At 63.4% G+C, this 12,728-nt stretch carries 12 protein-coding genes; 2 read left to right on the top strand and 10 right to left on the bottom strand.

Annotated features, from left to right (window positions below):
• Positions 1–351, top strand: a 351-nt coding sequence (locus ACKODO_RS01365; RefSeq protein WP_408981667.1) for a hypothetical protein, incomplete at its 5' end; no start/stop codon positions are given.
• A gap of 36 nt (positions 352–387) precedes the next feature.
• On the opposite strand, the gene ACKODO_RS01360 is transcribed toward ACKODO_RS01365, so the two are convergent.
• The 8 genes from ACKODO_RS01360 to ACKODO_RS01325 form a co-directional block, all read right to left on the bottom strand.
• Positions 388–1,371: a type II secretion system F family protein gene (locus ACKODO_RS01360; RefSeq protein ID WP_408981666.1), complete on the bottom strand. Its 984-nt coding sequence runs from the start codon at positions 1,369–1,371 to the stop codon at positions 388–390.
• 10 nt (positions 1,372–1,381) lie between these two features.
• Complete coding sequence (locus ACKODO_RS01355) at positions 1,382–2,353, bottom strand: type II secretion system F family protein (protein ID WP_408981665.1); 972 nt, start codon at positions 2,351–2,353, stop codon at positions 1,382–1,384.
• A gap of 3 nt (positions 2,354–2,356) precedes the next feature.
• Entirely contained in the window at positions 2,357–3,814 is a 1,458-nt protein-coding gene (locus ACKODO_RS01350; RefSeq protein WP_408981664.1) for a CpaF family protein, read from the bottom strand.
• A gap of 57 nt (positions 3,815–3,871) precedes the next feature.
• On the bottom strand, positions 3,872–5,110 hold the full coding sequence (locus ACKODO_RS01345; RefSeq protein ID WP_408981663.1) for a CpaE family protein: 1,239 nt from the start codon (positions 5,108–5,110) through the stop codon (positions 3,872–3,874).
• Positions 5,111–5,197: 87 nt separating this feature from the next.
• On the bottom strand, positions 5,198–5,902 hold the full coding sequence (locus tag ACKODO_RS01340; protein ID WP_408981662.1) for a CpaD family pilus assembly protein: 705 nt from the start codon (positions 5,900–5,902) through the stop codon (positions 5,198–5,200).
• Between the two features lie 25 nt (positions 5,903–5,927).
• Positions 5,928–7,415: a type II and III secretion system protein family protein gene (locus ACKODO_RS01335; protein ID WP_408981661.1), complete on the bottom strand. Its 1,488-nt coding sequence runs from the start codon at positions 7,413–7,415 to the stop codon at positions 5,928–5,930.
• A gap of 50 nt (positions 7,416–7,465) precedes the next feature.
• Complete coding sequence (gene cpaB, locus ACKODO_RS01330) at positions 7,466–8,260, bottom strand: Flp pilus assembly protein CpaB (protein ID WP_408981660.1); 795 nt, start codon at positions 8,258–8,260, stop codon at positions 7,466–7,468.
• Between the two features lie 120 nt (positions 8,261–8,380).
• Complete coding sequence (locus ACKODO_RS01325; protein ID WP_408981659.1) at positions 8,381–8,893, bottom strand: prepilin peptidase; 513 nt, start codon at positions 8,891–8,893, stop codon at positions 8,381–8,383.
• A gap of 127 nt (positions 8,894–9,020) precedes the next feature.
• Here ACKODO_RS01325 and arfB point away from each other — a divergent pair, with 127 nt between their 5' ends.
• Positions 9,021–9,449, top strand: a complete 429-nt coding sequence (gene arfB / locus ACKODO_RS01320) for an alternative ribosome rescue aminoacyl-tRNA hydrolase ArfB (RefSeq protein ID WP_408981658.1) — start codon at positions 9,021–9,023, stop codon at positions 9,447–9,449.
• 148 nt (positions 9,450–9,597) lie between these two features.
• Here arfB and ACKODO_RS01315 read toward each other — a convergent pair whose 3' ends face one another.
• On the bottom strand, positions 9,598–10,911 hold the full coding sequence (locus tag ACKODO_RS01315; protein ID WP_408981657.1) for an MFS transporter: 1,314 nt from the start codon (positions 10,909–10,911) through the stop codon (positions 9,598–9,600).
• Positions 10,912–10,943: 32 nt separating this feature from the next.
• Positions 10,944–12,728, bottom strand: a 1,785-nt coding sequence (locus ACKODO_RS01310; protein ID WP_408981656.1) for a DNA gyrase subunit B, incomplete at its 5' end; no start/stop codon positions are given.

The following is a 12,728-nucleotide window of genomic DNA, read 5'->3' as shown; positions in this document are numbered from 1 at the left end:
ACCAAGGTCGCTCAGCCGCTTCAACCGTTCGTCGATATCGAAAAATCCCGGCTGGCCTCGCATCGCCCATCATCCCCCACCGTCATTGGAGCAATTGAATCAGAAACAGGCCGATCTGGCGAGGTTTTTAGAACCGTCCAGCTCCCGAAAAGGAGCTCGAACCACATTTTGCCGATGGGAGGGAATCCACATCAGCCGTTTATGCGATTACAGCCTAGGCTGAACGGAAAACGCTCTGATGTCATTAGAGCGCAAACCGATCTGATTGAATCAGATCTGGCGCTCACTCTTCTTGTTTTCGCATCCGCTTTTTCCGCCAACCGGTATCCACTTGGCGGGCGGATGCTCTAGTTTTGAGAAAATGACAAAAAATGCGAGACCCGACATTCACTTCCACTTGAAGATCTGGATCAGCGCCGGGGTAAGAATGACGATGAAGAGGGCCGGCATAAAGAACACGATCATCGGCACCGTGAGCTTCGGCGGCAGCCCGGCGGCCTTCTTCTCGGCCGCAATCATGCGCTGGTCGCGGCTTTCCTGCGCAAGAACGCGCAGGGCATGGCCAAGCGGAGTGCCATAGCGTTCGGCCTGGATCAGCACGGTCGTGACCGACCTCACCGAATCGAGATTGGTGCGCTTGGCGAGGTTATCATAGGCCATGCGGCGATCCGGCAGGTAGGATAGCTCGGCATTGGTCAGCGCCAGTTCCTCGGCCATGGGCACGGAGGCCGAGCCGATCTCGCTCGCGACCTTCCTGAAGGCCATCTCGATCGACATGCCCGATTCGACGCAGATCAGCAGCAGGTCGAGCGAATCCGGGAAGGCCTTTCGCATTGAGGCCTGACGCTTCGCCGTGATGTTCGACAGATAGAGCTCCGGCAGCTTGACGCCGAAATAGAGTGCGGCCAGCACGATCATCGCCTGCGCTCCGAAAGGCAGGCCGAAGCCCTTGTTGATCAGCATGTAGAACGACGCGAAGGCGAGCGTGCCGAGCGGCGCGAAGAGGCGGGCGACAAGGAAGGTCGTTTCGGCCTTGGGGCCACGGAAGCCCGCGCGCATCAGGCGCTCCGCCGCGACTTCCGTCGAGAGCCAGGAGCGCAGGCTGAAGCGGTCCACGACGCGCTTGGCAAATTCACCGGGGGTGGAGCGCAGGGTCGGCTTCGCGCCACCGCGCCCGCTCTGTTGCAGGCGCTCGCGCTCGCGGGCACGGATGCGGTCGCGCTCCAGCGCGACGGATTTCATCTTCCTCTTGATCTCGTTGCGCTCGAGAATGGGCATGCCGACGGCGATCACCGTCGCAGCCACGGCAATGGCCGTGGCGCAGGCGGCCAGGAAGGAGACATCGGTCAGGCGTTCGATGATCGAGGCCATGTGCTTCTCCTCAGATCTCGAAGTTGATCATCTTCTTCATGATGAAGACACCGAATGCCATGATGGTGACGCAGATGCCGAGGCCGACGAGGCCGGCTTTGGTAGTCCACATGAGCTGGATATATTCGGGCGAGCCCAGCCAGGTGAGCCCCCCCACCAGCGCGGGCAGCGCGCCGATGATGCCAGCGGAGGATTTCGCCTCCTGGCTCATCGCATCCACCTTGTCGCGCAGCCGCTTGCGGTCACGGATGACCTTCGACAGGTTCAGAAGGATTTCGCCGAGGTTTCCGCCTGATTTCACCTGGATCTGGATGACGATCGCGAAGAAGTTCACTTCCGAGAGCGGAATGCGCTCGTAGATCTTCATGATGCTGTCCGCGATGGACACGCCCATCTGCTGTGCTTCAACGATGTAACGGAATTCCGCCTTCAGCGGCTCCTTCGCCTCGTTCGCGATGAGCCGGAGGCAATCATTCAGCGGCAGGCCGGACTTGATGCCGCGCACGATGGCTTCGATGGCGTTTGGAAATTCTTCGAGGAATTTTTTCTGGCGCTTCTTGGCCCAGCGATTGAGCAGAAAGTTCGGGATGCCGAAGACACCCACGAACATGCCCCCGAGGGCCAGAATTGGCTGGCCCAGCAGGACCAGCATCAGGAAGCCCAGGCCGAGGCCGCAACCGATGCTGATCAACCAGTAGGTCTTGCGCGACCAGTTGACGCCGGCCTGCAGAAAGCGCTGTTCCAGCGTCACGCGCTTCCTGGCTTTCTGGCGCTCCTCGAGTTCCTTCAGCGCATCGGCAACCTGCCTGCGGCGGTTGCCCGATTCCTCGATCGCGCGCTTGCGGATCGTGCCGCCGACCACGGCCTCATGCCGCTTTTCGGCGCGGGCCCCCCCGGTCATCAGCGGCTCGATCAGCACGATTCCGATGGTCACCACCGAGAAGGTGGTAAGCAGGGCAACGAGGATGGATTGCGTGTCCATGCGTCAGGCCACCCGTTCCTCGCGCAGCTCCGCGGCATCGAGCGCGGCGGCGAGGCGCTTTTCCTCGCCGTAATAGCGCGCGCGATCCCAGAAACGAGGCTTGCCGATGCCGGTGGAGCGATGCTTGCCGATGATGCGGCCATTCGCATCTTCGCCGGTCATGTCATAGATGAAGACATCCTGCGTCACGATCACGTCGCCTTCCATTCCCATCACCTCGGTGACATGCGTGATGCGGCGGGAACCATCGCGGAGGCGCTGAGCCTGCACGATGACATCGACCGAAGAGCAGATCATCTCGCGCACGGTCTTCGGCAGCAGGGTATAGCCGCCCATCGCGATCATCGCTTCCATGCGGGCCAGGCATTCACGCGGGGAGTTGGCGTGGATGGTGCCCATGGAGCCGTCATGGCCCGTGTTCATCGCCTGCAGCAGATCGAACACTTCGGGGCCGCGGACTTCGCCGACGATGATGCGTTCGGGGCGCATGCGCAGGCAGTTCTTCACGAGGTCGCGCATGGTCACCTGCCCGGTGCCTTCGAGGTTCGGCGGGCGGGTTTCGAGGCGTACCACATGCGGCTGCTGGAGCTGCAATTCGGCCGCGTCCTCGCAAGTGATGATCCGCTCGTCGTTGTCGATATGGCGCGTGAGGCAGTTGAGCAGGGTCGTCTTGCCCGAACCCGTGCCGCCCGAAATGACGACATTGCAGCGCACGCGACCGATGATCTTGAGAACCTCGGCGCCCTCGACCGAGATGGAACCGAACTTCACCAGCTGCTCAAGCGTCAGCTTGTCCTTCTTGAACTTGCGGATGGTGAGCGCGGCGCCGTCGATGGCGAGCGGCGGGGCGATGACGTTCACGCGGGAGCCGTCGGGCAGGCGCGCGTCGCAGATCGGCGAGGCTTCGTCGACGCGTCGGCCGACCTGGCTCACGATTCGCTGGCAGATGTTCATCAGCTGCGCATTGTCACGGAAGCGCACATTCGTGAGCTGGATCTTGCCGCTGACTTCAATATAGGTCCTGTCTGCGCCGTTGACCATGATGTCCGCGATGTCGTCGCGGGCGAGCAACGGCTCCAGCGGACCATAGCCGAGCACGTCGTTGCAGATATCCTCGAGCAGTTCTTCCTGCTCGGAGATCGACATCGCGACGCTCTTGAGCGTCAGGATTTCCGTGATCACATCGCGCAGTTCGTCACGCGCGGAAGCAGCATCGAGCTTCGAGAGCTGCGACAGATCGATGGCTTCGATCATCGCACCGAAGATGAGGCTCTTGGTTTGAAAATATTGATCGGATTTCTGGCGTGCTGCCTCCAGCGGCGGCGGGGGAGCCGGCGCGCGGCTCGCCGGCGTGGCGCTGGACATCGGCGGCGGAGGTGGTGCGGAAGCCGGCGCGGGCGCCGGAATGGCGGGTCGCGCGGGCGTCGTCCCCTGTCCGATTGTCGTGCGTTTGCCGAACATGCCTGCCTCATCCTGGTCTCATATCGGGCCCTCGCCTCCTGCAGGAGGCATGGGCGTTCAGGCTGCCTTGCCGCCTCGCAAGCTCGAAATGCGGTCGATCAGCGGTGAAAGCAGCGATTTCCTGGTGGCCTTGGCGGCCTCGCGGCCCATCAGCGCCTTGGCCATCTCGAGCATCGCGTCGTTCACCTTCGATTTCGGCTGCACCTCCACGAGCATCTGCCCGTTATTGGTCGCGGTACCGAAATGGCCGGGATCGAAGGCGATGGTGCAGAGCGGCACGCAATCCAGCGCGCGAGCGAATTCCGACGCCGCAATCTCCGGGCGCTTGGGAATGCCGACCTTGTTCATCACCAGCCGGGGCCGCGGATCATTCGGGCGGGCGGCGGCCAGGGTGTCGATCAGGTTCTTGGCATTGCGGAGATTGGCCAGATCGGGTTCGGCCACGACCACCACCTCGTCCGCCCGCACGAGGGCGGTGCGCGCCCAGCCGGTCCAGACATGGGGGACATCGAGCACGATGGCGGGAATCGTCGAACGCAGCGCATCGAAGAGCGGATCGAAGGTTTCAGGCTGGAAATCATACAGCCTTTCGAGGCTCGAAGGCGCCGCCATGAGCTGCAGCCGTTCGCCGCAGCGTGAGAGCAGGCGCTCGATCATGTTGCTGTCGACGCGAGCCGGATCGAAGGCCGCTTCCATGATGCCCTGCGGCGGGTCCTGGTTGAAATCGAGCCCGGCCGTGCCATAGGGCAGATCCATGTCGGTGATGACCGTCTCGACCTTCATCTGCCGGGCAATCGTGTGGGCGAGGTTGTGCGCGAGGGTGGAAGCCCCCACGCCGCCCTTCGCGCCAATCATCGCGATCACGCGGCCGAGCGGCTTCGAGGAATTGTTCGCATAGATATCCGACAGGGCGCGCACGAAGCCGACGACATTGATCGGTGCCACGAGATAATCGCTCACGCCGCGGCGCATCAATTCGCGGTAGAGTTGCACGTCATTCACGTGGCCGATCACCATCACGCGGGTGCCCTCGTCGCAGAAGCCCGCGAGTTCATCGAGCTGCTCCAGAAGGCCGCGGCTGTCGCTCACGGTCTCGATGACGATGACATTGGGCGTCGGCGCGTCGCGATAGGCTTCGACGGCAGCGGCGGCTCCGCCGGCCTGAATGCGCAGATGGGCTTTCGCCATGCGCCGATCGTGGCTCGCCTCCTCGATGACGGCCACAACCTGGCTCGTTTCCGAGAAGACCTGCACCGCCACATGTGGCAGCGGCGCGATCGTGATCTCCGGGTTCATGGGCCCTCCGACCTCATTACCTTCAACCTGCCGCGGCGGGCGCGGCGGATGGATGGGGCTGCCCCACCGAGGCGAGGCGGCCCGGGATTATTGTTGCGCTTCCTTGATCTTCGCATCGTCCTTCGCCCACTTGGTCGAGGGATCATCGTTCTTGCGAAGCGCCTCGATGTCCGAAGTTCGTTTCTTCACATCGATCATGCCCTCGGCACGCGGCCGGACCAGATCGATCGGGTTCGCGACCTGCGCGGCCATCATCGTCTGATAGGCACAGCCGAGATTATGGTAGGGCCGATTTTGCCAGGTATCGGTGCTGCCGCCGCTTGCAAGATCCTGCGGCCAGAGCCCGCATTTGCTGGCCACGGTCGCCTGGAGGCGCTGGAAGGAGAGGCGCACCGGTGCCGCACCCATGGCGGGGTCGGCCTGATAGGGCACGACCTGAAGCACTGCGCGGGTACCGGACGCGCCGAGTGCATTGCGGATGTTGGACAGGGCATGATGGCCAGCCGGACCCTGAGGCACGGCTGCGACCATCGGGCCGGAACCATGCGCGGCATGTTCACGGGCGAAAGCCACGACATCCTCCTGCTGGCGACGATCGAGGCTGCGGCCATTGGGGAAGACATCGAGGTGCCGTTCGCCCTGGGCCAGCTTGATCGGGTGGCGCATGTCGTATTCGTCCGGCGCGAAGGCCTTCTGGGTCGGTTTCATCGAGGAGGCGCAGGCAGCAAGACCCAGCCCGAGCAGGGCGACGCCGGCGAGCGACCGGAATTTGGAAAAGTGAACCCGGGACATGGTGAACTCCTTGGCGCGAGCGCCCTCAATCGTTGATGAAGCCGACCGGACCCAGTCCGCCCTTGCGGCGCAGATCGGCGGCGGCCGTGCCAAAGGTCTGGTTCAGGCGGCCCATGAAGATGGTCGAGGGATCCGTGGCATCCGCGAAGCCGTCATTCGGACGGGCGATCTGGCCCGGAGCGGAAGGTTTCGCGATGAAGGGTTGAACCAGCACGAGCAATTCGGTTTCGTAGCGCTGGTAATCGCGCGAACGGAACAGCGTGCCAAGGATCGGGATGTTCATGGCGCCCGGCAGGCCGTTGATCTGCTGGCGCGTCTGCTGCTGGATGATGCCCGCAGTGGCCAGAACACCACCGGATGGCAATTCGACGGTCGTTTCGGCCTTGCGGCTGCGGAACCCCGGCATGCGCGTTGTGGTGAGCTGCACCGAGTTATCGGCATCGATCTCGGTCACCTCGGTCGCAAGGCGGATGCTGATCCGGCCCTCGGAGAGCACGACCGGCGTGAAGTTCAGTGTGACGCCAACGGGCTTGTAGGAGAAGGTGGTGGAACAGATCCGACGCCCGGTGGAGAAATCGCAGCTTTCGGACTGGGGCACGGCGATCTCGCCGCCGGCAAGGAACTTGGCGCTTTCGCCCGAGATGGCGGTCAGCGTCGGCTCGGCCAAGGTGCGAAGCACGCCCTGCCGCTCCATCGCGCGCAGCGTGCCAAGCTTGTTGCCCGATTGCAGCGAGGCCTGGGTATCGGAGAGCAATTCGCGGTTCACGGAGAACGGTATGTCCGTGGTCAGGCCGAAAACGGTGGAAGCCACCCGCCATTGGCCATCGAAATTGATGCCGAGCTGCTTGAGCACCGAACGCTGGATTTCAGCGATCGTCACCTTCAGCATCACCTGGTCCTTGCCGCGCACCTGCAGGGCATTGACCACCTTGCCCGAGTTCGATGGGCCAAGGCCGAGGAAACCGCCGGAGGACTGCCCCACCAGATTGTTGGCGATATCGATCGCCGACTGCGCCTCGAGTGCCGAATCGACCGTGCCGGACAGCACGAAGCTGTCGCCGACGCTCGACACCTTGATATCGGCATTCGGATGCGCCTTCTTGAGAACTTCGCGCAGCACATTGAGTTCGCGGGCGAGTTCCTTGGCGACACCGATATCGAGCGCGGCGATCTGCGCGCCTGTCTTGTCCATCACGAAGACACTCGTGGTGCCCGCACCCGTGCCGATGATGAAGATCTTGCGGGTGGTGCGCACCACCGCATTCGCGACCTTCGGTTCCGCCACAAACACCTCGCCGGCATCGCGGGGCAAGTCGATGATGATCGACTTGCCGACCGAGAGATCGATGCGGCGGGCCATGACCTGGTCATTGGCGTTGGGCTGCAGGCGTGGGGCCGGGATCGTCTCGAAAGGCACGCCGCCGAAGGATTTCGGCGCATCGCGCCCGAAGGCCGGCGCGGCAAGGATGGCGGCGAGCATCACGCCCGGAACCACGCGGTTCAGCATCGGCATCGCGGTCTTCTTTTTTCTCGAATGAACACAAGAAATCTCGGAGGCGGGTGTCATCGGCTGACCTCCTGCGCAATGCCGAAGCGGACCACCGTCAGGGCGTTGCTGCCACTGCGCGAGCGCTTTTCCTCGGGCTTGTTGATGTCCACCATGCTGCGAAGGGTCAGCGCCAGCGTGCCTGTGCGCTGGTTGAGCGCGATCATTTCCGCCTGCGAGGGGTCCAGTTCGAGCGTGGCGGTTTCGCCCACGACCACGCGCTCGCCGTTCTTTTCCTGGATGTTCTGGCCAATCGCCAGGACGCGGATATTCGTCAGCAGGGTGGCGGATTGATAAATGTCCGTGCCAGCCTTCGCGGAGGCATCGGTATCGCGCCGGGTCACGATCACGTCCACGTGGTCGTTCGGGAGAATGAATCCGCCCGCACTGGAAGCGCCGCGGCTGTCGATCGAGATGGCAATGGCGCGCATTCCCGAGGGCAGGATGGCCGAGAGGAAGCCCGATCCATTTCCCTTGATGATCTTCTCCTCGCGGATCGGCTCATTCGCGAAGAAAGGCTGGCGGGTGATCCCGCCCTTGAACTCCTCGATCGCGTTGGGGCGGGCGGATTTCTGGATGAGGGCGCTGGATGCAAGATCACGCGGCCATTTCGCCCAGGCAAGTTCCGCCTCGCCAAGGGCCGTGCCCATCGGAATATCGCTTTTGGCGACCAGCACTTCGGTCGTGTTGGGCGGGAGGACTGGCGCCGGTGCCTGCACGACGACGGTTTCGGGGCCGCGGCCCGACAGCATAAGAGCCAGGAGACCGGCCAAACCGGCCAGACCGACAATGATCAGGCGTGACGCTTTCATCCGCTCACCCACTCAACCAGAGCGCGAGTGCTCCGCAGACAGTGTTTATGAGCATGCAAACCTCAAATTATGGTTAACTCCGACTTGTCATTTTTGCTTTATGAAAACTTGAAAATCGCTTCAAACACCCGCAATTCGGGTCCAGATCGCGGTGTTGGGATAGACAAAAAGCCCCGCAGCGGCCAGTGCGATGCCATAGGGAATTCCGGTTTTCGCATGGTGCAAGCGGGTGATCCAGGTCACCTTCAGGGCGAATTCTGGCAACAACAGGTTGCGCCACGAGAGAATCAGCAGCGTCAGCAGGCCGCCCAGCATCGAGGCCACCAGCGCGTATTCCAGCAGCATTCCAAAGCCGCACCACAAGCCGGTCGCGGCTGCGAGTTTCGCGTCACCGCCGCCGATCCAGCCTGCGGCGAAAAGCCCGAAAGTAATCACCAGAACCAGCATGCCGGCCGCGAGATGCATGCCGATGATCGACCATTCCATCCCGGTCAACAGAGCCATGGCCAGGAAGCCGGCAAGGAGCAGCAGCGACACGCGGTTCGGGATGGTCATGGTCAGGAGGTCGCTCATCGCCGCGAAAGCCATGAGGGCCGGAAAAACAAGGAGCAGAAGCGTGTCGAGCGTGCTCATGAACGATATCCTCGAAAGGCTCACGATGTGGCCTCGCCTTGGCGGTCGGGTCTCCCCTCGAATATATTCGGATGGGAGTCGCGAATCCGTTAATCCCGCCGCCGACGCACTGCCCGTGGAGGGGCCCATGACCGGGGATGCCGGCCGCAAACCTGCCCGCCCTTTCCTGCGCGAGGGGGTCGCCGAGTTGCGCTTCACACGCGCCAGCGGGCCGGGCGGACAGAACGTCAACAAGGTCTCGACGGCCGTGGAACTGCGTTACCCGCTGGCTTTGGCGGGGCTCTCGGAGGATCATCTCCAAAGATTGCGGAAACTTGCCGGCGATCGGGTGACGCAGGAGGATGTGCTGATCCTGAAGGCGGATCGCTTCCGTTCGCAACTTCTCAATCGCGAGGACGCGCTGGACCGGCTCGAGGAGATGCTCGCCAAGTCCGCGATCCGGCCGCAGAAGCGCATCGCGACGAAGCCAACCTGGTCCTCGCAGCAAAAGCGCCTCGAGGGGAAGACCAAGCGCTCCGGCATCAAGGCCGGGCGTGGTGCGGTGAAGTTCGATTAGAGCATTTTCAAGCGAAGTGGTTCCCGGTTGGTCGAAGAAAATGCTCTAGAGCATCCGCCCGCCAAGTGGATACCGGTTGGCGGAAAAAGCGGATGCGAAAACAAGAAGAGTGAGCGCAAGATCTGATTCAATCAGATCGGTTTGCGCTCTAGCGGCGCTGCTCGATCTCGGCCCGCAGGCGGGCCTGCACTACCCCATCGACCGGAAATCGCCAGATCAAGGCCGTTGCCGCAAGCTTCAGCGCCACGGGCAGCCCGGCATAGAGGAAGGCCAGCATGGCCAGCCCGCTCTCGGTCTTCTGGCCATTGGCCGGGTCGAAGCCCGCCAGGGCGAGAAGCGGAAAAGCGATGCCCACGGCAATCGCCAGCGCGGCCTTCTGCGCCAGCGCCCAGAGCGCGAAATAGAAGCCCGAGCGCTGCTCGCCGGAAGCTGCCGTGTCGACATCCACCACATCGGCCTGAATGGAGGGCGGGAGCATCAGGTCCGCGCCCAGCGCGAAGCCTGTGAGCACGCAGATGATGCCATAGGCGAGCAGTGCTCCCGCCGGCAGCGCGGCGGCGGCAACGAACGCGACACTGGCCATCAGCATCGCCCAGGCCCAGACGCGATGTTTCGAGCTGCGCCCCGCGAGCTTCAGCCAGAACGGCACGGAGAGCACGGCGCAAAAGAAATAGATCAGCAGGAACAAAGGCTCCTGACCCGCCGCGCCCAAGCGCTCCGCGACGAAAAACAGGAAGAGGCTCGCAGGCAGGCCATTCGCAAGCCCGTTCAGGAAGAACGCCGCGATCAGCCGCAGGAAGGGCTGGTTCGCGAGGAGATGGTGGAACCCCTCACGCCAATCGAGCCGCGCGACGGAGCGATCCTCCGGCTCGGGCACGGTGAGGATCGCCAGCAACCCGAAGAGCGGCAGCAGCAAGGCAATGGCAATCGCGATGGCCCAGAGGACATCCATCTGCCGGGTTAAGCCAAGGGCGGGGAGAAGCGCCGGCGTTGCCGTCACCAGCACCGTGCCAACCACGGTCACGGTTTCGCGAAAGGCGGTCACGCGGTTGCGCTCTGCATAATCCGGCGTGAGTTCCGCGCCCCACGCGGCATAGGCGAGGCCCGTCGCCGTGGTGCCGATGGAGAGGACCAGGCCCCAGATCGCGAGGTGCCAGGCGCCGGCGCCGGCCGGCGGCACGAGGATCATCCAGGCTCCGGCCAGGATCAGCGGGATGCCCGCGGCGAACCAGATCTTGCGCCGCATTGCCCCGCCGGTGCGATCGGCCCAATAGCCCACCACCGGATCGATCAGCGCGTCGAAGAGGCGCACCACGAGCAGGGCGAGACCCACCGCCGCGATGGGCACTCCCAGTTCCTTGGCATAAGCCGAAGGCACGATGACCGTCAGTGGCAGGGACAACGCCGCCAGCGGCACCGCAGGCAGGGCATAGGCAAAAAGGCGGGCGGGGTTTGGCAACATGCCCACCCTTACGGATGGCTGCGCCAAACCGATCAGATGTCGAGGTTCGAGACCGAGAGTGCGTTTTCCTGGATGAAGGCGCGGCGCGGCTCCACCACGTCGCCCATCAGGCGCACGAAGATATCCTCGGCATCGGTCACGTCCTTCAGCTTCACCTGCAGCAGCGAGCGCACATTGCGGTCGAGCGTCGTCTCCCAGAGCTGTCCGGCGGTCATCTCGCCAAGGCCCTTGTAGCGCTGCATGGTCAGGCCCTTGCGGGCGATGGTGCTGATGGCGTCAAACAGCGTCAGCGGCCCATGAACGGCGATGTCATCGTTCCGGCGCTGGAAGCGCGCGGGCAAGGCGTAATTCTCCTGCAAGAAGGCGGCGCGCTCGTCGAGCTTGCGCGCCTCGGCCGAACCCACAAGCCCGGCATCGAGCGTGACGGCTTCGGTGACACCGCGCAAGGTGCGGCGGAACACATAGCCGCCGCCCTCGACCGAACCGCTCCAGCCGCGTTCGAGATCATCGGAGATGGCATCCAGCCGCTTCGCGACATATTCGGCAGCGGCCTGCGCGCGGCTGGAATCCGCCAGAACCGCGAGGTTCAGGGCTCCGGCAATCGCCGCCTGCTCGACAATCTTCCTGTCGTAGCGCGAATGGAGCGAACTCATCACGGCGCGCACGCCGCGCGCTTCATCCACGGCCCGGCGCAGTTGCTCGCCGGCGATGTCGATCCCATCGCCGCGTTTCAGCACCGCGCCATCGAGGCCCACACCGACAAGGTAATCCTCCAGCGCGCGCTCGTCCTTGAGGTAGGTCTCGCTCTTGCCGCGCATCGCCTTGTAGAGCGGCGGCTGGGCAATATAGATATGCCCGCGCTCGATGAGTTCCGGCATCTGCCGGAAGAAGAATGTCAGCAACAACGTGCGGATATGCGAACCGTCGACATCCGCGTCCGTCATGATGATGATCTTGTGATAGCGAAGCTTGTCGGGGTTGAATTCCTCGCGCCCGATGCCCGTGCCGAGCGCTGTGATGAGCGTGCCGATTTCCTGGCTCGACAGCATCTTGTCGAAGCGCGCGCGCTCGACGTTCAGGATCTTGCCGCGCAAGGGAAGCACGGCCTGATAGAGGCGGTCGCGACCCTGCTTCGCGGAGCCACCGGCCGAGTCACCCTCGACCAGCAGAAGTTCGCAGTTCGAGGGATCGCGTTCCTGGCAATCCGCGAGCTTGCCCGGCAGCGAGGCGATATCCAGCGCACCCTTGCGCCGAGTGAGTTCGCGCGCCTTGCGGGCGGCTTCACGCGCGGCGGCGGCTTCCACCACCTTGCCGACAACCGTGCGAGCCTCGCCGGGGTTTTCCTCCAGCCACACGGCAAGCGCCTCGTTCAGCACGCTTTCGACCACGGGGCGGACTTCGGACGAGACCAGCTTGTCCTTGGTCTGGCTTGAGAATTTGGGGTCGGGCACCTTGACGGAAAGAACGGCGGTGAGGCCCTCGCGGCAATCATCGCCGGTGAGGGAGACCTTCTCCTTCTTCGAGATGCCGCTTGAATCGGCATAGGAGACAAGCTGGCGGGTGAGCGCGCCGCGGAAGCCCGCGAGATGGGTGCCGCCATCGCGCTGCGGGATGTTGTTCGTGAAACACAGCACGGATTCGTGGTAGCTGTCATTCCACCACAGCGCGACTTCAACGGCGATGCCGTCCTGTTCCTTCTTCACCAGCACCGGCCTGGGGATCAGCGGCGATTTCGCCCGGTCGAGATAGCGGACGAACGCCTCCAGGCCACCTTCGTAATAGAGCTCGACCGTTTTCGGCTCGGCATGACGATTGTC

Origin of the sequence: Rhabdaerophilum sp. (genome assembly GCF_046092605.1) — a bacterium.
Classification (GTDB): Bacteria; Pseudomonadota; Alphaproteobacteria; order Rhizobiales; family Beijerinckiaceae; genus Rhabdaerophilum.
Note: the sequence above shows the minus strand (reverse complement) of the source record. Positions and strands in the feature narration are given on the sequence as shown.